The organism is Marinobacterium sp. YM272, from assembly GCF_050908845.1.
Lineage (GTDB): Bacteria > Pseudomonadota > Gammaproteobacteria > Pseudomonadales > Balneatricaceae > Marinobacterium_D.
The window spans coordinates 3,848,295-3,869,697 of the sequence record NZ_CP194171.1 but is presented as its reverse complement, the minus strand read 5'-3'; the positions used below and the strand labels follow the sequence as shown (position 1 = coordinate 3,869,697).

Genomic DNA, 21,403 nt, shown 5'->3' with positions numbered 1-21,403 from the left:
TAGGGGCGGTATGAAGAAGCCTGGCGACCCGGGTTTGTTCATGTTTTTCCTAAATTGAGGATTCCCATGAGGATTTTGACAGTTAGTCTTTTTGCTTTTCTTCTCAGTGTGCTAATGCCTGTTGAGGACGCCCATGCCAAGCGGCTCGGGGGTGGCTTCTCTCTTGGCAAGTCGTATACGGCACCCAAGAAAACCTCGCCGGCGCCGACCGCCAACAAGCAGCAGGATGCCCAGCAAACGACCAATACCACGCAGGCAGGTGCAGCGCCGCGCCGTTCCGGCTTTGGTGGTCTGATGGGTGGTCTGCTGGCCGGCGGTTTGCTCGGTGCGCTGTTCTTCGGCGGCGCGTTTGAAGGTATCCAGATCATGGATATCCTGATCGTCGCTGTGATCGCCTTCGTGCTGTTCAAGCTGTTTGCCGGCCGCCGTCAGGCGCAGCAACAGCAGCAGGCCTATGCAGGGGCGGGGCCGCAGCCCGATATGGGGCAGTGGCGCACCTCTCATCAAGAGCCGCACCAGGAGCAGCCGCAAGCCCAGCCGCAGCCAGCCCCCGCTTTTGATGCAGGCATGGGTGGTTCACTGGCTGAGCCGGACCTGAACCTGCCGGAATGGTTTAACAAGCGTGCGTTCCTGGATCAGGCCTGCAACCACTTTACCGGCCTGCAGAAAGCCTGGGACGAGTGCAACTGGGAAGAGATCAGCAGCTACACCACGCCGGAACTGTTTGCAGAGCTGAAAGCCCAGCGTGGCCGCTTCCCCGAGCGTCAGACCACCGAAGTGGAATCGGTGATGGCGGACCTGATCAACTTCATCGACGAAAAAGATCAGGTCATCGTCTCGATCAACTTCTACGGCTGGCTGCGTGAAGACGAGCAGTCCGGTCTGTCCGAGTTCAGCGAGATCTGGCACCTGAGCCGCGATATGAGCGTTGAAAACGCCGACTGGTTTATCGTCGGTATCGAACAGCCGAAGTAAATGTGACGGCACCGTCGCAATAGAAAAGGGCCCGCAGCGATGCGGGCCCTTTTTCGTTGGTGTCGCTCTTAAACCACCTCCTATGGAGGTGGTGATCGTCTAATCGAGGCTTGGCCTTTATGGGGCCTTGGTGAAGACAGGGCTCGATGTCTCATTGCTGCCTGAGCGCAGCAATCCATCCCCTTTGGCGCAGCCGAGCATCGCAGGCTGAAAGAGAACAAGGGACAGGCTGTTTGAGCAGCAAAGCTGCGAGTTTCCTGTCCCGCTCTTTCAGATGAGAAGCGCAGGGTAGTCGGCGTAGCCGACCAAGCAATAGGGGCGGTTTGGGATTGCAAAGGGACTTGTCCGTACAAGTCCCTTTGCTCGGCAGCAGCCGAAACCGGCCTCGAAAAGGAAGCGGATATGGGTGATCCCAGCGTTAGTCGGTAGGTCTACCCAGGCTCCGTTAAAGCGAGCTTCATGCAAAGCCACTTTCTATGCAGGTGGGTTTTTACTGCCTTGAATCAACTTCTGCAGAAGCAGTGAACCGAAGGTCGTGGAGGTGAATCAACCCTCCCGCTCCAGCACCTCGCCCTCCATCAGGGTTGATAACAGCTTGGGTGCGAACTGGCGTTTGCCCATAATGGCGTAGAAGTTTTCCTGCACAGTCGGCAGCGAGCGGTAGTTGCGCAGCAGGCCCTGCTGCAACTCATCCTGTACCACGATCTCCGGCACCACCGTGACCCCGCCGGAGTCTCGGGCGAGCAGACGCAGCATCGCCATATCCTCCACCTCGGCATGGTAATGCACATTCAGCCCCTGCTCCTCGCACAGCAGGTCGAACTGACTGCGGATGTCGCTGCCCGGGGCGGGAGCCAGCAGCAGGACATTTTCCAGATCCTCCGGATAGCGGAAACTGTCCGCACCCTCCGGCGGGCCTACCAGGCACGCGCTCTGCTGGGCGATACGGCGGCAACGCCAGGGTGTAGTGGCATCGGCGGCCACGGCACGGTTGGAAAGGATCAGGTCCAGCTTGTGTACCCGCAGCCGTTCCAGCAGCTCCTCGAGTGTGGCGGATTCAACCACCAGTTGCACGTCCGGTGAGCCGATGACCGGGCGCAGAAAGTTATCCTGGAAGTTACGCGACAGGGTCGTCACGGCGCCGATACGCAGGCGCTGTACCTGATGATGCTCACCGCTTTCCAGCATTGCCAGCAGCTCGCTGCCGAGACCAAAGATATTCTCGGCATACTCCAGCACCCGATGCCCCACCGTGGTCAGCTCCAGTTTGCGTCCCTCGCGCTCGAACAGGCGTTGCCCCAGCTGCTCCTCCAGCTGTTTGATCTGGGATGACAGGGCGGACTGGGAAACGTGCAGCTGCTGGGCCGCGCGGGTCAGGTGGCCCTCTTTGGCGACGGTCCAGAAGTAATAGAGATGGTGGAAGTTCAGGTTGCGCATGGCGTGACCTTATATCGAGATGGCTTTTGTTCTTTAAAATAGAACGATTTATTCGAATCAATCTATTTTACAAAATAAGACCCCCACAGCACCATACGCGCCATCGGAATTCGTTATTTTCCCCCGGAGGTACAACCTTGAATTCAGCGCTGCCCTGGCTGCTACCGCTGGTATTTGGTGCGGCTTTTTTACTCTCTCTCGTTGCGGCTGATCCCTGGAAACCGGCCCGTATCGCGGCCAATATCGGTCTGCCGCTGACGCTGGTCACAGCGATAGGTGGAGTCGTTGCCGCTGCATCCGGCAGTGCGGTGATCGATGGACTGGGCCTGACCACGGCGCTGCTGATCGCGGTGCTTGCCTGGGTCATTATCCGTTTTTCCTTCCGTTACCTTCAGGGCGAGCCGAACCAGCGTCGCTTTGTCAGCGCCATGCTGTTTACCCTGGCTGCCGTGGGTGTGCTGGTGCTGAGCCGTCACCTGGCGGTGATTGTTCTGGCCTGGGGCGCCACCAGCGTGGGCCTTCATTTCCTGCTGACCTTCTATGCCGAGCGCAAGACGGCTCAGGTGGTCGCCCACAAGAAATTTCTCGTCAGCCGCATGGCCGATGCCTGTCTGCTGGTGGCGCTGGGCCTGATCTACAGCGTGACCGACAGCCTGTCCCTGGATGTGATTCAACGCGAGCTGGCGTCCTGGTCGACGCTGCCGACCTCCATCCATGCGGCGATGGTGCTGTTTGCGCTGGCGGCGATCCTCAAGTCTGCGCAGCTTCCGCTGCACGGCTGGCTGATCCAGGTGATGGAAGCACCGACCCCGGTGTCGGCGCTGTTGCATGCCGGAGTGGTCAATATGGGCGGCTTCGTCATGATCCGCCTGGCGGGCCTGCTTAGCCTGGCACCGGTGGCCCAGTGGCTGCTGGTGATCGTCGGTAGCCTGACCGCGGTGCTGGCGGGCCTGGTGATGATGACCCGCATCAGCATCAAGGTGCGCCTGGCCTGGTCCACCTGCAGCCAGATGGGCTTTATGCTGATGGAGGTTGGCCTGGGTCTGTACGAGCTGGCGATGCTGCACCTGATCGCGCACTCGTTCTACAAGGCGTACTCCTTCCTCAGCAGCGGCGACACCGTGGCGCAGGTGCGTGCCCAGGATCTTTACCGTCATACCGCACAACCTGGCGTGTTCTCGCGGATGCTGCTGGCGCTGGTGTTAAGTGCCGCGCTGGTGATCCTCTCGGCAACCAGCTGGCACTGGGCTATCGGCCTTGAGCTGCCGGCGGTAGTGGGCCTGATCCTTGTGCTCGGCTTTGCGCCGCTGCTCTGGCAGGCCGGTGAGCGCTCGCTTATCGCTTTTGGCCGGGCGTTGCTGCAGGTGTTCGCGTTGACCCAGCTTTACCTGATCTGGCACCTGGTGTTTGCCGCGGTGGTGCCGGCAGCGCCGCTGGAATCGGCTCTGTTGATCGGCTGGGTAGCCGTCTGCTTTATCGCGCTCTACCTGCTCCAGGCCCAGCTGCAGAGCAACCCGCGCGGCGCCCTGTCGCGTCGCCTCTATCCCTGGGTCTATAACGGTTTCTACCTGGATGAAACCTTTACCCGGCTGACGTTCAGGTTCTGGCCGGTCAGGCTCAATGAGCATCAGGCAAAAACCCGGGTCAATCACCGACAGTTCGATCATAGATCGGCCAATGCAGGGGAGTTCTCATCATGACGTCGTTGGCTAACACAGGAGCTGGCGCCGCAGCAATGAAAGACGCGATCGATGCGGCCTGTGGGTCTATCGCGCCCAACTGGCCGCTGGACCGGATGATTGCGGTGAACCCTTACTGGGGCATGGTCGACAACAGCTTTGAAACCACTCACCGCCGACTGGCATCCCTGGGCGGCTCCAGCCTGTTCATGCCGTTGAGCTACTACGCAGAGCAGTGGCACAAGGGGGAGATTACCGAAGAGGATCTGCAGGCCGCCATCGATGAGCAGGGGGAATCCCTGACACCGTCTGCGCTGGTGGCAGCACTGGAGCGGCGCTTTCCGCAACGCTATTCGGCACCGCTGCTCAGCGACCTGTTCGACTCACGGCGTGACCTGAGCCACGAGCCCGCCTGGTGTGACACTATCACCCACCAAGTGTCGCAGTTCTGCGGTGCCTGGTTTGACCGTGATCAGGCGGACTGGCGCCCGGAGGATGACGCCAGCCTCTTCAGTGGCTGGCGCGAGGTGATGCTGTTCGGCCACAGCGTGGAGCTGCTGATGCAGTCGCCCTGGATCGCCGAGCGCGTCCGGCAGCTGCCGGAACAGCCGCTGGAACTGATTGAACACGCGCTGGCACGTCTCGACGTGGATCGATCCGACTGGCAGCCGTTCCTGCACGCGGTGCTGCTGCGAATCAGTGGCTGGGCGTCCTGGTGTGCCTATCGTCGCTGGCTGGCTAATCAGCAGGGCGCGGATGACGATGCCATCGTCGAGCTGCTGGCGATCCGCCTGGCCTGGGAATGCCTGCTGGATGATGGCAATCGTGGTGAGGCTTCGTTGCTGAAGCAGTGGCACTCGCGCTGGGAACGTCACTTCCTCACGCTGGATGATGTTGCCGTGCAGACCCACAGTCTCTGGCAACGGGCGATGGAAATGGGCTATCAGCGCCGCCTTGCGAAAGCCCTGGCCGAAGCCCCCGGAACCCCGATGACCGCTCGGCCGACCGCCCAGGCCGTGTTCTGTATCGATGTGCGTTCGGAGGTGTTCCGCCGTCATCTGGAGGCGGCGGAGGATATCGAGACCCTCGGCTTCGCCGGTTTCTTTGGTCTGCCCATCGACTACACGCCCCTGGGTACCCAGGCCACAAGGCCGCAGCTGCCGGGTCTGCTGGCGCCGGCTCTGTCGGTGACTGAAAGCAGCGGCGATGCGGCCAAAGACAAACAAACCGCCGCCGCTCATCAGCGCAGGCTGGCACGCAACAGCACTTGGCGGCCCTTTGCCTCCATGCCCGGTTCCGCCTTCAGCCTGGTGGAAACCCTGGGCCTTGGATACCTGGGCAAACTGATCAAGCGTAGTAAACCCCACACACGGGGCGGCTTACCGGAGCAGAAGCTGCTGAAACCGAGCGCTGGCGCCAAGCCCCAACTGAGCGGTATCGACCTGGCTACGCAAATCGGGCTGGCGGCCAGGGTGCTGGGTGGTATGAACCTGACCGAGCGGGTGGCGCCGCTGGTGCTGCTGATCGGTCACGGCAGCCACAGCGAGAACAACCCGCACAAGGCAGGTCTGGACTGCGGCGCGTGCTGTGGTCAGACCGGCGAGGTGAACGCCCGTGCGCTGGCAAACCTGCTGAACAATCCACAGGTGCGCGAAGGTTTGATAGCCGAGGGGATTAACCTGCCGGAAGATACCTGCTTTATCGCCGGGCTTCACAACACAACCACCGAAGAAGTGGGCCTGTTCGATACCGATCTTGAAAACGAATCCGCACAGAAACTGGCCTACGTGCGTCTGCAGCTGGCCGCCGCCGGAAAACAGGCCCGGCGTGAGCGCGCAGTGTCACTGGGGTTGGAAAAGCTGGCAGATGACCCGGAGGCGCTGCTGAAAAAGGTGCGTCAGCGCAGCAACGACTGGGCTCAGACCCGCCCAGAGTGGGGTCTCGGCAACAATGCCGCCTTTATCATCGGCCCGCGCTGGCGCAGCCGTGGTGCCGACCTGCAGGGACGTGTCTTCCTGCATGAATACGACCCGCAGGGCGACACTGAAGGCGCCTTGCTGGAGCAGATCATGACCGCACCGATGGTGGTGACGCACTGGATCAACATGCAGTACTACGCCTCCACTGTGGATAACCGCCGCTACGGCGCAGGTAATAAAACCCTGCACAATGTGGTGGGCGGCCGTATCGGCGTCTTCGAGGGCAACGGCGGTGACCTGCGGATAGGCCTGGCGATGCAGTCCCTGCACGATGGCAAAAACTGGCGCCACCAGCCGCTGCGCCTGAGCGTAGTGATCGATGCACCGCGCGAGCGGATCCAGGCCGTGATCGACAAACACGAAGTGGTGGCCAGACTGGTCAACAACGGCTGGCTCTACCTGATGCGCTTTGGCGATAATGGGTTGGAACCTGTAAACCAGGCTAAAACTAAGGCCTAAACGGTGGAACAGTCGTGCTTAGGGCTGCTGTTCTTATTCCCCTTCTGCGCAGCCGATCAAGCAGCAGGGGCGGTTTGGGATCGCTAAGGGACTTGTCCGCACAAGTCCCTTAGTTCGCCAGTAGGCGAAATCCGAGTTAAGTAAACGCTGATATGCCTTTGGTACAGGGAAAAATTTAATGGACCACTCAGCTAAATAAGCTATTCCACCAAGTAAGCGTAAGCTTACTCCTCCAGGTAACGACTCCGAATATGCCGGATAAAGTACTCCGGATTGGTCGCCTCCCCGGTGGCCTGGGTGATCAGCTCCCGTGAACTGAGGAAGGACCCCTTGCTCCAGATCTTCTCGCCCAGCCACTGGCGCAACGGTGCCACATCGCCCTGGCCCAGATGGGCGTCGAGATCCTCCACATCCCGGCGCATGGCCGCGAACAGCTGGGCTGCGTTCAGTGCGCCCAGGGTGTAGGAGGGGAAGTAACCGAATGCGCCGGATGGCCAGTGGATATCCTGCAGGCAGCCATCCTTGAAATTGCCGTTGGTATCCAGACCCAGATAGGTGTGCATCTTCTCCGCCCAGGCGTCGGGGATATCCTCCGCTTCCATCTCGCCGTTGATCAGTTTCGACTCGATCTCGTAGCGCAGCACGATATGCATCGGGTAGGTGACCTCGTCGGCGTCCACGCGGATAAAGCCGCGCTGCACATGGGACATCGCCTGCCAGAACTCGTCGCTGTCGACCTCGTTCAGGGCCGGGAAGTGGCGTTGGATGATCGGTGTGAGGTGCCTGACGAAGGGTTTGCACAGCAGCAGCTGCTTCTCAAACAGCAGGCTTTGGCTCTCATGAATGCTCATGCTACGCGCCGCGCCCACCGGCAGGCCGTCCCAGGCTTCCGGCAGGCCCGCCTCATAGCTGGCGTGGCCGGTTTCATGCACCGTGCCCATCAGGGCATCGATAAAGCCGCTTTCGTTGTAACGGGTGGTGATGCGGTGATCGCCGCGCACGCCGGTGCTGAACGGGTGGCTGCTGATATCGAGCCGGCCCTTGGCGAAGTCGAAGCCGAGCAGTTGCATCACCTCGCGGCTCAGCTGCTCCTGCGCAGGCACCGGATAATGGCCGCTCAGATCCACATGGGGCCTGCGACGCTGGCGCTCGATGACGGCGTCGATCAGCCCTGGCAGTTCCGCTTTCAGACCGTGGAACACTTCGCTAATCGATGCGCTGCTGTCGCCGCTGGAGTAGAGATCCAGCAGGGCATCGTAGGGTGTGGCGAAGGCGCCGTCGGCGGCTTCCTGGCGCGCTTTCGCCTCCAGCCGGGAGAGATTGACCAGTTCTTTGAAGTTACCGAGAAACCCTTTCCAGTCGTTGTTGCTGCGTTGCTCTCGCCAGGCATGGGCGCAGCGGGATGAGGCCAGCGACTGCGCCTGCACCAGGTCCGATGGCAGACAGCTGGCCTGCAGCCACTGGCGATGCATCTCGCGCAGGCTGGCCTGTTCGTCGGCACTGAGCGTCTGCTGCTGCGCCTGTGCAAACCAGTCGCCAAGAGGGTCGGCGGTGAGCATTTCATGCTGCAGCTGGTGCAGTTCCGCCATCGCCTGGGCCCGGCTCTCGGCGCCGCCCGGCGGCATCATTACCTCCTGATCCCAGCCGAGGAAGGTGCTGGCATGGGCGAGCCTGTTGAGGCGGGCGAACTGATTGACGAGAGATTGGTAGGCGCTCATTGGCAATCCTTATATGAACAACGGTTAGTGGCGGCTGGCTCTTAGGGTAACGCCTAATGCGTCATTTGGCTGCCATCCGACCATCTGTGATTTACAAATCTATTACAAACTCCATACATCTGTCTGACCAACCGGGAAGCCGCTGCTCCTAGAGTGCAGTTAGGCGGCGTAGCCGCACTCAACGCACAAAAAGGAGAAAGGCGATGAACAGAATCACTAATCTTGGCCGCTGGATCATGCCGCTGTTGCTGCTGGCCTGTTTTGCACAGCCGGGCCGGGCGCAGCAAGCGGAGCAGGAGGTGGCGCTTGATCTCAGTCTCGCCACGCCGGTGATGACGGCGGACGCAGTACAGAAAGCCTATATCAAGATCTCGCTCGAAGGCTTTGAACTGGGTGGTCAGAGCGAGCGTATCCCCGCCAATGTGGCCATAGTGCTGGATCGGTCTGGCTCCATGAGTGGCGAAAAGATACGCCAGGCACGCAACGCCGCAATCATGGCACTGGAGCGTCTCGATGGCCGCGATATTGTCTCGATAGTCGCCTACGATTCCTTTGCGGAGGTGGTGGTGCCGGCGACAAAACTGCAGGAGCCGCAGCCGGTTTACCGGGCGATCCGCCAGATCCGCGCCGGTGGCAATACCGCGCTCTTCGCCGGTGTCAGCAAGGGCGCGAAGGAGCTGCGCAAGTTTCTCGACCCTAACCGGGTTAACCGTGTCATCCTGCTATCGGATGGGCTGGCGAACGTGGGGCCGGACCAGCCCAGCGATCTCGGCCGCCTCGGTCGTTCACTTGCCCGGGAGGGGATCAGCGTAACCACCCTTGGCCTGGGTCTTGGCTACAACGAGGATCTGATGACCCAGCTCGCGGGTATGAGCGACGGCAACCACGCATTTGTCGAGAATGCCGCCGATCTGGCAAGGATCTTCCAGTACGAGTTTGGCGATCTGACGTCTGTGGTGGCCCAGCAGCTTATTATCGAGATCCGCTGCCTGAACGGTGTGCGACCGCTGCGTCTGCTGGGCCGAGAGGGTGAAATCCGCGGAGACAGCGTCAGCACCCGCCTGAATCAGCTCTATAGCGAGCAGGAAAAATACCTGGTGCTGGAGGTGGAGGTGCCGGCGCAGCAGGCCGGCAACGAACTGGCGCTGGCCAGCGTACAGGTGGATTACACCAACCTGGCCAGCCGCCGGCCGGCGCGGCTTGATGGCCGGGTGATCGCCCGTTTCAGTGCCTCTGACCGGGAGGTGGAGCAGGCGGTGGATAAAACCGCGCTGGAATCCGCCGTGGAGCAGCTGGCCAATGAGTACAGCCGGGCGGCCGTGGAGCGCCGTGACAGTGGCGATGTGGCCGGTGCGCGCCAACTGATGGAGGAGAGTGCGGCTTACCTCGGTGCTCAGGCCGAGGCGCTGGCCTCACCGGAACTCAAGGCCCAGGAGGAGGAAGCGCTGCAGGATGCTGATAAGCTATCGTCAGAACAGGACTGGAACAGACAGAGAAAAGAGATGCGCGAAAAACAGTATAAGCGCACCAATCAGCAGAGCTACTAGCTGCGCGGGCGATGCACAATAACCGCCAAACAACGCCGGGAGGCCGATGAAACTCCGAGCTGCACTACTGTTAACCCTGCTGGTTCTGCTGCCGTTGCTGCTGCTCGGCGGGCTCGGCTTCAAGCTGCAGCAGAATGAGCAGGAGCTGGTGGGCCTGCAACTGCAGAAACTGATCGAGCAGCAGCTCGAGTCGGTGGACAACCAGCTGCAGAGCCACTTTCAGCAGCTCGAGGTGCTGCTCAGGCGCCAGGCCGGGGATCTCTACCGGCTTACCGATCCCGGTTATCCCGCCGCGCAGCTGCGCCACTTCGTCAGTAACTCCCCTCAGGTACAGCAGGTGTTCGTGCTGGACGAGCGCGACCAGCGTCAGTTTCCTCCCCGCAACCAGCCATTGAGCCGCGAAGAGCAGCGGCTGGTGGATGTGCTGGAGCCGCTCTGGCAGTCGCCGGGCCTGTTTCATCCCGAGCGTCGCGATGCCGCGACCGCGGATGCCCAGGCATCTCCAGTGATGGAGGAACGGCGGATAGATACCCGGCTGTCCAAATCCGGCGAGTACTTTGCCAGTGGTCAGCTGGCCCAGCGAGCTCCCGCCGAGCTGGCGGCGCCCCTGGCGGACTACGCCGGCCGGTCGGAAAGCAGCATTATGGCAGAGCCGGAAATCTCATCCCGAAACCGGGTACTGGAAGCTAGGCGCGAGGCCGATGCCGATGCGGATGGCGGACAGTTGGTGTCCGCTGATGAAGAGCGCTCTGGCTGGATCGCCTGGTATGTGGATGCGCGGCTGATGCATATCTTCTGGTGGCGCGACCCGAGCGGACGTACGCTCGGCTTTGTGCTTAACGATGCCCGCCTGGTGACAGATCTGATCGCGCGTCTGCCGGATGCGCAACAGGGCAGCCGGGAGCTGGGTGATGCGCGGATCCGCCTGCTCAACAGTCGCAACCGCAGCGTCTACAGCTGGGGCGATTACCGGGATGAGGGCCCGGCACTGAGAACACTCGGGTTGAGCCATCCCCTGGGTAGCTGGCGCCTGGAGTATCACGCACCCAACCTGCAACGGGCGGTTCCCTCGCTCTGGCTGACGCTGGCCGCACCACTGGTGCTGCTGGGCGTGGCGCTGATCGGTCTGGGCTATCTGCTGTATCGGGAGCAGAAGCGCGAAACCCTGTTGGCGCAGCAGCGGGTCAATTTCGTCAACCAGGTCTCCCACGAGCTGAAAACCCCGCTGACCAATGTGCGTCTCTATGCCGAAATGCTCGAACAGCGGCTTGATGGCGATGAGGATCCCGCCACCGGGCGTTACCTGGGCGTGATCACCGATGAGAGCCAGCGGCTGTCGCGGCTGATCGATAATGTGCTCAGCTTCTCGCGGCTGCAACGTCAGCAGCTCAAGCTGTCACCGCAGCTGGCGGAGCCGGACGCGCAGATCGAAAAAGTGCTCGATACCTTTGCGCCTCTGCTGCGGCAGCGCGGGATCGAGCCGCTGTTCGATCCCGGTATAGGCACAAGCCGGCGCTACGATTTGGCAACCCTGGAGCAGATTCTCAACAACCTGCTCAGTAACGCCGAGAAGTATGCGCCCGACAGCGGTGAGCTGCGTCTAAGTTCCTGGCTGGAGGGGGAAATGCTCTGTATCAGTGTGCGGGACAGCGGACCCGGTATCGCTGCCGGCGAGCGTGAGCGAATATTCGAGCCGTTCTATCGCAGCAGCAGCCGGTTGACCGATGGCGTTTCCGGCACCGGGATCGGCCTTGGACTGGCGCGGGATCTGGCCCGTGCCCATGGCGGCGATATCACGCTTGAAACCGGTAAAAAAGGTGCCTGTTTCACTATCAGACTGGAGAGCGGACGATGAAAGTGCTGATCGCGGAAGATGATCTCAATATCCGCCTGGGGCTCTGCGATCTGCTGGAGGCCGAAGGTTATGATTGCATCGAAGCAGCCGAAGGTGAGCAGGCCTGGACGCTCTATAACGAGCGCATTGCCGGTCAGCCGGGGCCGGCGCTGGTGCTGCTCGATATCATGATGCCCAGGGTAGACGGCTACAGCCTGTGCAGGCGTATCCGTCAGCAGGATCAGCAGATTCCGGTGATCTTCATCACCGCGAAGTCGGAGGAGATCGATCAGGTGCTGGGGCTGGAGCTCGGCGCCGACGACTACATCAAGAAGCCGTTCGGCAGCCGCGAGGTGATCGCCCGGATCCATGCCGTGACCCGGCGCTGTCTCGCCAGCCGGGCCGCAGAGCCTCAGCCGGAGAGCTTCCAGATGGCGGACCTGCAGATATTTCCGGCGCAGCTGCGGGCGGAGCGGGACGGGGAGATGATCGACCTGAGCCTGAGGGATATGAAAATTCTGCAACTGCTGCACCGCAACAGGGGACGGGTACTGAGCCGGGATGAACTCTTCGATCAGTGCTGGGGACGACGCTATTTACCCAACAGCCGCACCCTGGATCAACATATCTCCAAGCTGCGCAAAGCGGTGGAGCGCGATGTGCAGGCACCTGAGATTATCGTGACCGTGCATGGTGTGGGCTACCGCTTTGATGGCTAGGCTGAAGCGGTGGGCGTTCTGCGAAGGGATGGTCGCTGATAGAAGCCGGCCCCGAAAGGCCGGCCGGTTTGCTTGGCAGGTGTGGATTACTCGCAGCTGAAGCTTTCTGCACTTTCTGGATCGCCGCCCTGATAACGGGCAACCTGGGGGTAAGGGCAGAGCTTGCGGGTGCGATCTTCCGACCAGTCGGAGAAGCGTTCGCCATTACCTGCCGCGATGCTGGCGGTGACCGCCTGAGGCTCGTTACCGCTTTCAACCCAGTCAACCAGTTTGCTGAACAGGTCAAAGTCATCGGTGGCGGGGCCGCCTGCACAGTGGTTCATGCCGGGCACCGGGTAGAGTTTGACGAACTTGTCCGCCTCGCCCCGGTAGTTCTCATCCAGGCGGTTATACCAGTTCACGGTATCGTTGTAGGAGAACACCGGGTCGGCCACGCCGTGGAAGATAATCATCTTGCCGCCGCCGCGCTCAAATTTCTTCATCTTCGGGTTTTTCGCATCTGGCGGTGTCATGAATGCCATGGCGGACTCATGAAACTTGCCGCGGCGGGCGTAGATCTGGTCGCCGTCATTGGCGATATCAAAATCGAGCAGGAAGTTGATCAGCTCCTCCGGGGTCCCGTCCACCTTGGTCGGCGGTGTTGTAAACACCTGTGCCAGTGAAGAGGAACCCATGACGGCGATCAGCGGGTTACCGCCCCAGGGCGGAATGCCGCTGGAGATCTTCCAGAAGCGCCAGTCACTGCCGGCGATACCGGAATCCCAGGCCCAGTCGCTGTACAGTGGGTTGCCCTTGCGATCCATGGGGCCTGCGTGGATGGTTTTCAGCACCTCGGCTTTTTCCGGGGCGATACAGGCGTCTGTCTGGCCTTCCGGGCAGACGTAATTGTCGATATCGAAAGTGGCCTGACAGGCGGCGGTGTCAGACACCAGGGAATCCTCCAGCCCATCCAGAGCGTCGCAGGCATGAAGCACAGCTGAGGCGACCAGCAGGCGATCCTCATCGGTCAGCGACTTCTGTATGTCGCTGTTGAGTGAGCTCAGCTGCTGCACATCCAGCGCGTGCTGAACCGCGGCTTTGGGCAGGTTAAAGCCCGGCGCACCCACCAGGAAGCCGTCATAGGCATCACCGAGGCGGGATGCTGTCACCATGCCGTGACGGCCGCCGTTGGAGCAGCCGACACCGTAGGAGTAGCGAGGGTCGTCACCGTAGAAGTTATGGATGATCTGCTTGGCGATCGGGGTCAGCACTTCAACGGTTTTGTAGCCGTAAAAGGAACGTGCCTCCGGATCCAGACCAAAGCGCGAACCGGCGGCCAGCCCGGCTTCAGCATTCTGAGCGGAACCATTGTGCCCGGCATCGGAGGAGAGCACCGCGTAACCTCGTCCCAGTGCGGTACGTTCTCTGTTACCGCTCAACAGCGGCCCGGTGGCCGGGTTCACCGAACCGTCGTTGCCGCCATTGAACTGGTGCACGAAGTCGCCATTCCAGTCATCCGGCAGGTTGATCTGAAAGTTGACGGCATAATCCCAGCCATCTTCGCCGACACGCTGTGCGGTCAACGCGTTGATCTCGCAGTGAGCGGGAAGCGTTTCTGATTCGGCAACGGCCCGTTTAGAGGTTACCTCAACACCGATAACGCCGAGCGTTTCGGTGCTGATTTGCTCGCAACTCATTTGGGCTGAGGCGCCCTGGGAGGCAAGTGAAAGGAGTGCAGCGCCCAGCGTGGTTACGCCGAGACTGCGGCTGGCAGAAATTCTTCTCATTGGTTGGATCCTCGGTACTTATAGTTATTGTCGAGTCAGCCGTGACCGTCCCGATCAGGTGAGGCGATCAGCTGATGTCGGGTCTTACTGTTTTTTGCATCAACAATCTTGGGCCGCAATCGCGGATTCGTCAATAACGGGTCTGGTGCAGCGCATCTGGGGTAAGTCGTCAATCGACCCCTCGCTTCTCAGGCAGGGCGACTCAGATCATCTCCGTTGCAGAAATAGCGGTTTTCCGCTTCGGATAAGGTCCCGGGTTTGCTAACTTAAACGGCCGTTTGTCTTGAGTGTCAAAGGGTTAAGGATTGCGCATGGCAGGTTGGCAGTTATTCGGGTACCCCCGGGTAAAGAAGATGTGGGCTGTTGTATCGACATTGTTGCTGCTGGGGACGCTGAGTGCCGAGGTGCGCAGCGCTGAGGTTGATCCGGCTGATGTGGTGGCAGGGGGCGCGTCAGTGAATAACCAGCGCTATCGGCTTCAGGCGCGCATCGATCAGCTCTATTCCGAAGCTCGGGGGCTGCCAGCGATAAGCTTCGCTCCCGGGCTGCTGAGCGCCGCCGAGGTGGACCCCGCCGTTGTAGAGATCCTCGCTGAAGCGCGTATGCAGTTCGAGCGTCGCAGGGAGGAGGTTCGGCAGAAGCAGGCCCAACTGCGCACACGGTTGCAGGATTCGGTGGCCAGCATCGACGGTCAGCAGCAACTGCTGAATGCCAATCGCCGCCGCCTCGCGATGATCCGGGGCAAGTTGAAAAGCCTGGAGCCCGCGATCGAGAAAGGGCTGATCGGAGAAAACTATATCAGTGCCCTGTCCGGCGAGGTGGAACACCTGAACGACCAGTGTGATGCGCTCGAAGCCGGTATCGGCCGCATCAAGCGCGACGTTGCCGAGTATGCGCTGGCCCTGTCGCAGCAGACGTCCGAGCGCCGCAAAATTGTGCAGGTGGAGCTGGAGTCGTTGAAAAGGCAGTTGGCCCTGCTGGTTCCGCAACGAGAAGAGCGTGAGACGATTGCAAGCGGGGAGATAGAGCCGGTGGCATCAGGCCTGAGCGCGGCCGTTGGCTTGAAGAGATCCCTGAACTAGCGCGACCTGTGTATTTTGCCTGCCGCGTAAGTGGTCATCGGCTTGAACTATCGCTCCACTGATGTGATGATCCTGCCCGGAGGACGACCTCCCCAGTGGTTATAGCCGGGACGACCCGGCACAGTTGTTGAGGTTGTTATGCGCTCCCCCCTTGATCGTCTGCGTCATGCGCTAAGTTTCGAGCTTATCGCCCTGTTTCTGATTGTGCCCGTCGGTGCTCTGGTGTTTCAGATGCCGGTGCAGGATATGGGCGTGGTCGGTGTGGTCAGCGCCACGCTCGCCACCCTGTGGAACTTTATCTACAACTATCTCTTTGACCTGGGCTTGAAGCGCTGGACCGGCACGACCCTGAAAACCGGTGCCATGCGCGTTGCTCACGCGGTGCTGTTTGAAATCGGGTTGCTGATTGTGCTGATGCCGTTTATCGCCTGGTATCTCGGGGTGTCGCTCTGGCAGGCGCTGGTCATGGATATCTCCTTTGCGCTGTTCTATATGCTGTACGCGCTCGGCTTCAACTGGAGCTACGACCGGCTGTTTCCGCTGCCGGAGTGGCAAGGCAAAGCCTCGTCAAACTGAGTGCCCTCGTGCACGGAGAAAACCACCGGCACTTCAGTCTTCCGCCTACATAAGATTCCAGAACGCTTCGACCAGCGGGTTTGCCAGGTTTTTCTTTAACGTGAACAGACCGATGTCGTAGGGGGCAAGCTCTGGCTGCACCTCCAGCACATGGATGCGGCTGGCGAGCGGGCTGTTATCGAGCACGATTTTGGGGACGACGCCGATCCCGAAACCGAGACTCACCATGCTGACGATCGCCTCGTTACCGGTGACCTGGGCATAGATTTTCGGCTTGATGCCATGCTGTGCAAACCAGTCATCCACCTGGTAGCGGGATACCCCGCCCTCCGACAGGATCATCGGGATATGCGCCCACTCCTTGGGGTCGGTGGGCGGATGCGTAGGCACGTTGGGCACCTGCTGCTCCACCGGGGCGATAAACAGCAGCGGCGAGGTGGCAATCGGTTTGAATGCAAGACCGTTTGGCAGCTTGGAGGGCCTGGCCGCAATCGTAATATCCTCAGACCCGTCTAAAATGTGGGCGAGCGCATGTTCCGGGTCGCCGGTGCGCAGTTTGATCTCGATCTCCGGATGCGCATGACGAAACCGGCGCAGCAGGTCGAACAGAAAGCTATAGCTGGCGGTCACCGAGCTGTACAGGCTGATTTCACCGCGCAGCCGGTCCGAGGCATCGGCCAGCTCATGGCGGATCAGGTTCCACTGGTTGCAGGTCTCGCGGGCATATTTGACGAATTTTTTGCCCTCCAGCGTCAGTGTGACGGTACGGTTGTCGCGGTTGAACAGGCGCACACCGAGCTCTTCCTCAAGCTGACGGATATTGCGCGACAGGGCCGAGATACTGATGTTGCACTCGTCGCTGGCGCGGCCGAAGTGCAGGGTTTCTGCCAGTGAGAGGAACTGCTCCAGGGATCGAAGGTTCATACAGGGGAGTGCTACCGGTATGTTGCGTTATGTGGGATATAACATTGCATATATATCAATTTACGAAAAGGTTCGCTTTGAGTAAAGTGGCGCCCTAATTGGGATGGCCGCTCTCTCTGCGGTAACCCATATGACTCCTGTTTGAAGTATTGATACCCGGGGGTTCGATACTTTTTAACGCTAAATTTAGGATTGGTGTAACAACATGGCTAACTACTTCAATACACTGCCGCTTCGCGAGCAGCTGGAACAACTGGGCAAATGCCGTTTCATGGCGATGTCTGAATTTGCTGATGGCGTTGAAGCGCTGAAAGGCAAGAAAATGGTTGTTATCGGTTGTGGCGCCCAGGGCCTGAACCAGGGTCTGAACCTGCGTGACAGCGGTCTCGACGTATCTTACGCGCTGCGCCCGCAGGCCATCGCTGAAAAACGCCAGTCCTGGAAAAACGCTACCGAAAACGGTTTCACCGTTGGTACTTACGAAGAGCTGATCCCGACTGCAGACGTCGTCCTGAACCTGACTCCGGACAAGCAGCACACCGCTGTTGTTAACGCTGTTATGCCGCTGATGAAAGAAGGCGCCTGCCTGTCTTACTCTCACGGTTTCAACATCGTTGAAGAAGGCATGAAGATCCGTGACGACCTGACCGTTATCATGGTTGCTCCGAAGTGCCCGGGTTCTGAAGTACGTGCCGAATACGTGCGTGGTTTCGGTGTACCGACCCTGATCGCCGTTCACGAAGACAACGACCCGAAAGGCGAAGGCCTGGCCTTGGCCAAGGCTTATGCTGTCGGCACCGGCGGCCACAAGGCCGGCGTTCTGATGTCTTCCTTCATCGCTGAAGTGAAGTCTGACCTGATGGGTGAGCAGACTATCCTCTGCGGTATGCTGCAGACCGGTTCTATCCTCTGCTTCGACAAGATGGTCGAAGAGGGTATCGACCCGGGTTACGCTTCCAAGCTGATCCAGTACGGTTGGGAAACCATCACCGAAGCGCTGAAATACGGCGGCGTAACCAACATGCTGGACCGTCTGTCCAACCCGGCCAAGATCAAGGCATTCGACCTGGCTGAAGAGCTGAAGCAGATCATGCGTCCGCTGTACAACAAGCACCAGGACGACATCATCGATGGCACCTTCTCCCGCGTAATGATGGAAGACTGGGCCAACGACGACAAAAACCTGCTGCAGTGGCGCGCTGACACCGCTGAAACCAACTTCGAAAAGACTCCGGCTGGCGATGTAGAGATCTCCGAGCAGGAATACTTCGACAACGGTATCCTGATGGTTGCCATGGTTAAAGCGGGCGTTGAGCTGGCGTTCGAAACCATGACTGCTGCCGGCATCATCGCTGAGTCTGCTTACTACGAGTCTCTGCACGAAACTCCGCTGATCGCCAACACCATCGCGCGTAAGAAACTGTACGAAATGAACGCTACCATCTCTGATACTGCAGAGTACGGTTGCTACCTGTACAACCACGCTTGCGTACCGCTGCTGGCTGACTTCATGAAAGGCATCAAGTCTGACGTGATCGGCAAAGGCCTGAGCGTTGACGACAACGGTGTAGACAACGCTCGTCTGATCGAAGTCAACACCGCTCTGCGCAGCCACCCGGTTGAAGCCATCGGCTCCGTACTGCGCGGCCACATGGCTGACATGAAGAAAATCGTTTAATCGGCTTCTAGCCCGTTAAGCAGAAAAGGCCGGACTCTCCCGATGGGAAGTCCGGCCTTTTTGTCTGTAAATTCTTAATACCCTTTGCCTGGATTCGTAACGATGAGCGCTTCTATCTGCCTGCAAGATTTAACAGTGAACTTTGATGATCGCTTTAAACTGAGCGAGATCGACTGGAGCATCACCGCCGATCAGCATTGGGTGATTACCGGCACCAACGGCGCCGGTAAATCCGCATTGGGCGCCGCACTGGCCGGTGCGGGCGAGATAGAAAGCGGCACGCTGTCCGGTGTTCCTGGCAAGGTCGGGCTGGTCTCCTTTGAGGCCCAGGCCGAGCTGATCGCCCAGGAACTGAAAAAAGATGACGCCGATATCCTGGACGTTATCGCCGAGGGCACGCCCGTCCGCGAAATGATTTTTAATGACTGCGCCGATCCTGAATTGGCCAGCGAACTGATTGAGAAATTCGGGCTCTCCGGACTGCTGGATCGAGCCTTCCGCAAGCTCTCCACCGGTGAAACCCGCAAAATGATGCTGATCCGCGCGCTCTCCAGTAAGCCGGATCTGCTGATCCTGGATGAGCCGTTCGATGGCCTGGATGCCAATACCCTGGTGATGCTGCAGGAACATCTCGCTGCCATCGTCGATCAGGTGCCGATGATTCTGGTGTTGAACCGCTTTGACGAGATGCCGGCGTTTATCACTCACGTGGCCTATGTCGACAAGGGCCGGCTGACGTACACCGTTGATCGTCAGGATGAAACTGCATTCAACGAGCTGTACCAGCTACTGCACCTGAAAACCACGGACCTGGAGGTGCCCGCCGCGGACCCGGCCAGCCTGTTGCCGGCACTGGATCCGGAGCAGCCGCTGGTGCGGCTTAAAAACATCGGCGTCAAATACGGCGATGATGTGATCATCGAGGGTCTCGACTGGACCATCGAGCGCGGCCAGCACTGGCAGCTCAGCGGCCCCAACGGCAGCGGCAAAACCTGTCTGCTGTCGCTGATTACCGGTGACCATCCACAGTGTTACGTTAACGATATCTTTGTCTTCGGTTTTCAGCGCGGTAACGGTGAAAGCATCTGGCAGATCAAGCAGTTTATCGGTTACGTCTCCACCGCCCTGCAGTGGGAATACCGTGTCAGCACCAGCTGTAAGAACGTGATCATCTCCGGCTTTTACGACAGCATCGGCATGTACACCAAATCCACCGATGCGCAGAAGAAAATCGCCGATGAATGGCTTGCCCTGCTGGGAATGACCGAGCGTGCCGACCAGCCGTTCAACAAGCTCTCCTACGGCGACCAGCGCCTGCTGCTGATCGCCCGCGCCATGGTCAAACACCCGCCGCTGCTGATTCTGGATGAACCCTGTCTGGGTCTGGATGACATGAACCGTCAGCTGGTGCTGGCCCTGATCGAAAAGATCTGTGCCGCCAGGGAAACCACCGTGCTGTATGTTAATCACCACGCCGAAGACCAGATCAAGGGAATAGAGAACCACCTGGCGCTGAGCAAAAAGCCTTAGTCAGCTTGCGTATGCCGAGGCAGAGGCGCTGTAAAAGCGCCGCTGTCTCTGCCTTTGGGTAATGTCCGCACCGCATGCGGATGCGATTTATTCCACCTGAAGCTCGACAACGCGGTTGCGGCCGCTGTTTTTGGCTTTGTAGAGCGCGTTATCGATTCGCGCAAACAGGTCCTCGAAACGGTCTCCCGCTTTATAGGCCGTAACCCCAAAACTGCAGCTGATCTTCAAGCCGGGTTCCAGCTCCTGTGCATCGATCAGTTGACGCAGCTTTTCAGCGCAGCTGATCGCTCCCTCCAGCCCGATATCGGGAAAAATCAGTACGAACTCTTCGCCGCCCCAGCGGGCGAAGAAATCGATATCGCGAATATTGGCGGAGATAAAGTCGGCAAGCCTTTTTAACACGCGGTCGCCGGTCTCGTGGCCAAAGGTATCGTTGATCGCCTTGAAGTGGTCAATATCGAACATGCTGATCGACAGTGGGTGGCCGTAGCGATCCGCACGTGACATTTCATTCTGCAGCTGTTCTTCGAATTTTTTGCGATTGGCGATCCGGGTGAGGGTGTCGGTATTGGACAGCTGTTCAACCTCGGCAATCTTGAGTTGAAGCTCGCGGTTTCTCTGCTCCAGCTCCTGCGCTTTTTTCAGGATGATCTTCTCGAGCGCCACGTTGTCTTCCCTGAGCAGCCTGTTTTGCTCAGCCAGCTCCAGCTGGGCTGTTTTACGTTCATGGATATCGAGGTGGGCGCCAATGATGCGTGAGACTTTGCCGTCACCGGTGCGTTCCACCATTCTGGCGTTGTCGGTGATCCACAGGTAGCTGCCATCCTTTTTCTTGCACCGGTAGTCGATGCTGTAGTTGCCAATCTGGCCACCGGTGAACAACTCGAAATTGCGCATCACCCGGTCATAATCTTCCGGGTGGATGATGTTTTCCCAGGTGAACACATCCTGTTTGAACTCGCCAACCTCGTAGCCAAGCATGCGGTACCAGCCGGGGCTGCGCAGCACCTCGCCTGTCTTCTGACTCCAGTCCCAGGTGCCTTCAACAACCAGGTCGAGGATATTGTTCAGTGTGCTGTCAGCGTCAGCGAGGCTGCCGTGCCTGTATGTGACAACCGGCGCTATCTTTTCCATGATCTGGCCTCAGCATTCAACATAGTGTTAAGAATTTCATACGATTATATATAGATAGTATGGACCTTATCGCTACCCTTGGGCTCATGAATATTGTGCAACTTTGTGGGGCATAGTTGCCGCGCTGACAAGCTTACCCGGCTGCGCTGTTCCGCCTGCTGCAGCAGGAACTGTCGGAATCGGTCAATGAGCAGACCAACAGTACCCTGGCGATTAACCGCTACCTGGATTAGCAGCCATCCCGATGCCCCTGTAACCCGGTGCGCCTTTAAAAAGCATCGATACGGCGTTCAATGGATGACCTAAACTGAATCTGTCCTGGTGTGCACCTGGGTGCCACAAATCGCTGAACAGGGAGTTTCTACA

15 protein-coding genes are annotated in these 21,403 nt (G+C 59.4%); 10 read left to right on the top strand and 5 right to left on the bottom strand.

The annotated features are described in order from the left end of the window. The first annotated feature begins 114 nt into the window (after window positions 1–114). A complete protein-coding gene (locus ACQUQP_RS17225; RefSeq protein ID WP_432696269.1) occupies window positions 115–975 on the top strand; it encodes a Tim44 domain-containing protein in 861 nt (286 codons plus the stop codon). A gap of 546 nt (window positions 976–1,521) precedes the next feature. Here the strand turns inward: ACQUQP_RS17225 and ACQUQP_RS17220 are convergent. After that, window positions 1,522–2,412 carry a LysR family transcriptional regulator gene (locus ACQUQP_RS17220; RefSeq protein ID WP_432696268.1) on the bottom strand — a complete coding sequence of 297 codons (891 nt, stop codon included), beginning with the start codon at window positions 2,410–2,412 and terminating at the stop codon, window positions 1,522–1,524. A 137-nt stretch (window positions 2,413–2,549) separates the two neighbouring features. On the opposite strand from ACQUQP_RS17220, the gene ACQUQP_RS17215 reads away from it, so the two are divergent. Continuing rightward, a complete protein-coding gene (locus tag ACQUQP_RS17215; RefSeq protein ID WP_432696267.1) occupies window positions 2,550–4,112 on the top strand; it encodes an NADH-quinone oxidoreductase subunit L in 1,563 nt (520 codons plus the stop codon). Window positions 4,113–4,147: 35 nt separating this feature from the next. Next, complete coding sequence (locus ACQUQP_RS17210) at window positions 4,148–6,529, top strand: YbcC family protein (RefSeq protein WP_432696266.1); 2,382 nt, start codon at window positions 4,148–4,150, stop codon at window positions 6,527–6,529. 224 nt (window positions 6,530–6,753) lie between these two features. Here ACQUQP_RS17210 and ACQUQP_RS17205 read toward each other — a convergent pair whose 3' ends face one another. Then, window positions 6,754–8,247: a carboxypeptidase M32 gene (locus ACQUQP_RS17205; protein ID WP_432696265.1), complete on the bottom strand. Its 1,494-nt coding sequence runs from the start codon at window positions 8,245–8,247 to the stop codon at window positions 6,754–6,756. A gap of 203 nt (window positions 8,248–8,450) precedes the next feature. Here ACQUQP_RS17205 and ACQUQP_RS17200 point away from each other — a divergent pair, with 203 nt between their 5' ends. The 3 genes from ACQUQP_RS17200 to ACQUQP_RS17190 are packed head-to-tail and all read left to right on the top strand — an operon-like array spanning window position 8,451 to window position 12,347. Beyond that, window positions 8,451–9,794, top strand: coding sequence for a vWA domain-containing protein (locus tag ACQUQP_RS17200; protein ID WP_432696264.1), 1,344 nt, complete (start codon window positions 8,451–8,453; stop codon window positions 9,792–9,794). Between the two features lie 46 nt (window positions 9,795–9,840). Beyond that, a complete protein-coding gene (locus ACQUQP_RS17195) occupies window positions 9,841–11,649 on the top strand; it encodes a sensor histidine kinase (RefSeq protein ID WP_432696263.1) in 1,809 nt (602 codons plus the stop codon). After that, a complete protein-coding gene (locus tag ACQUQP_RS17190; protein WP_432696262.1) occupies window positions 11,646–12,347 on the top strand; it encodes a response regulator transcription factor in 702 nt (233 codons plus the stop codon). The genes ACQUQP_RS17195 and ACQUQP_RS17190 overlap by 4 nt, the downstream gene beginning before the upstream one ends. An 86-nt stretch (window positions 12,348–12,433) precedes the next feature. Here ACQUQP_RS17190 and ACQUQP_RS17185 read toward each other — a convergent pair whose 3' ends face one another. After that, the gene (locus tag ACQUQP_RS17185; RefSeq protein WP_432696261.1) at window positions 12,434–14,113 is read right to left on the bottom strand and encodes a tannase/feruloyl esterase family alpha/beta hydrolase; all 1,680 of its coding nucleotides are present in this window, start codon (window positions 14,111–14,113) and stop codon (window positions 12,434–12,436) included. A gap of 353 nt (window positions 14,114–14,466) precedes the next feature. Between ACQUQP_RS17185 and ACQUQP_RS17180 the strand changes: the two genes are divergently transcribed. Together ACQUQP_RS17180 and ACQUQP_RS17175 are read left to right on the top strand one after the other, a co-directional pair. Continuing rightward, a complete protein-coding gene (locus ACQUQP_RS17180; RefSeq protein WP_432696260.1) occupies window positions 14,467–15,195 on the top strand; it encodes a hypothetical protein in 729 nt (242 codons plus the stop codon). A gap of 138 nt (window positions 15,196–15,333) precedes the next feature. Next, window positions 15,334–15,771 carry a PACE efflux transporter gene (locus ACQUQP_RS17175; protein ID WP_432696259.1) on the top strand — a complete coding sequence of 146 codons (438 nt, stop codon included), beginning with the start codon at window positions 15,334–15,336 and terminating at the stop codon, window positions 15,769–15,771. A 45-nt stretch (window positions 15,772–15,816) separates the two neighbouring features. On the opposite strand, the gene ilvY is transcribed toward ACQUQP_RS17175, so the two are convergent. Next, the gene (gene ilvY, locus ACQUQP_RS17170) at window positions 15,817–16,695 is read right to left on the bottom strand and encodes an HTH-type transcriptional activator IlvY (RefSeq protein WP_432696258.1); all 879 of its coding nucleotides are present in this window, start codon (window positions 16,693–16,695) and stop codon (window positions 15,817–15,819) included. 205 nt (window positions 16,696–16,900) lie between these two features. On the opposite strand from ilvY, the gene ilvC reads away from it, so the two are divergent. Together ilvC and modF are read left to right on the top strand one after the other, a co-directional pair. Then, window positions 16,901–18,373, top strand: coding sequence for a ketol-acid reductoisomerase (gene ilvC / locus ACQUQP_RS17165; protein WP_432696257.1), 1,473 nt, complete (start codon window positions 16,901–16,903; stop codon window positions 18,371–18,373). 102 nt (window positions 18,374–18,475) lie between these two features. Further along, the gene (gene modF, locus ACQUQP_RS17160) at window positions 18,476–19,903 is read left to right on the top strand and encodes a molybdate ABC transporter ATP-binding protein ModF (RefSeq protein WP_432696256.1); all 1,428 of its coding nucleotides are present in this window, start codon (window positions 18,476–18,478) and stop codon (window positions 19,901–19,903) included. An 87-nt stretch (window positions 19,904–19,990) separates the two neighbouring features. Here the strand turns inward: modF and ACQUQP_RS17155 are convergent, their stop codons facing one another. Beyond that, on the bottom strand, window positions 19,991–21,037 hold the full coding sequence (locus tag ACQUQP_RS17155; protein ID WP_432696255.1) for a sensor domain-containing diguanylate cyclase: 1,047 nt from the start codon (window positions 21,035–21,037) through the stop codon (window positions 19,991–19,993). Between the last annotated feature and the right edge of the window lie 366 nt (window positions 21,038–21,403).

What these genes read in the sequence shown, in the direction of transcription:
- ACQUQP_RS17225 (WP_432696269.1), top strand. Translation starts at nt 115, where the DNA reads ATGCCTGTTGAGGACGCCCATGCCAAGCGGCTCGGGGGTGGCTTCTCT.
- ACQUQP_RS17220 (WP_432696268.1), bottom strand. Translation starts at nt 2,412, where the DNA reads ATGCGCAACCTGAACTTCCACCATCTCTATTACTTCTGGACCGTCGCC.
- ACQUQP_RS17210 (WP_432696266.1), top strand. Translation starts at nt 4,148, where the DNA reads ATGAAAGACGCGATCGATGCGGCCTGTGGGTCTATCGCGCCCAACTGG.
- ACQUQP_RS17205 (WP_432696265.1), bottom strand. Translation starts at nt 8,247, where the DNA reads ATGAGCGCCTACCAATCTCTCGTCAATCAGTTCGCCCGCCTCAACAGG.
- ACQUQP_RS17200 (WP_432696264.1), top strand. Translation starts at nt 8,451, where the DNA reads ATGAACAGAATCACTAATCTTGGCCGCTGGATCATGCCGCTGTTGCTG.
- ACQUQP_RS17195 (WP_432696263.1), top strand. Translation starts at nt 9,841, where the DNA reads ATGAAACTCCGAGCTGCACTACTGTTAACCCTGCTGGTTCTGCTGCCG.
- ACQUQP_RS17190 (WP_432696262.1), top strand. Translation starts at nt 11,646, where the DNA reads ATGAAAGTGCTGATCGCGGAAGATGATCTCAATATCCGCCTGGGGCTC.
- ACQUQP_RS17185 (WP_432696261.1), bottom strand. Translation starts at nt 14,113, where the DNA reads ATGAGAAGAATTTCTGCCAGCCGCAGTCTCGGCGTAACCACGCTGGGC.
- ACQUQP_RS17180 (WP_432696260.1), top strand. Translation starts at nt 14,467, where the DNA reads ATGTGGGCTGTTGTATCGACATTGTTGCTGCTGGGGACGCTGAGTGCC.
- ACQUQP_RS17175 (WP_432696259.1), top strand. Translation starts at nt 15,334, where the DNA reads ATGCGCTCCCCCCTTGATCGTCTGCGTCATGCGCTAAGTTTCGAGCTT.
- ilvY (WP_432696258.1), bottom strand. Translation starts at nt 16,695, where the DNA reads ATGAACCTTCGATCCCTGGAGCAGTTCCTCTCACTGGCAGAAACCCTG.
- ilvC (WP_432696257.1), top strand. Translation starts at nt 16,901, where the DNA reads ATGGCTAACTACTTCAATACACTGCCGCTTCGCGAGCAGCTGGAACAA.
- modF (WP_432696256.1), top strand. Translation starts at nt 18,476, where the DNA reads ATGAGCGCTTCTATCTGCCTGCAAGATTTAACAGTGAACTTTGATGAT.
- ACQUQP_RS17155 (WP_432696255.1), bottom strand. Translation starts at nt 21,037, where the DNA reads ATGGAAAAGATAGCGCCGGTTGTCACATACAGGCACGGCAGCCTCGCT.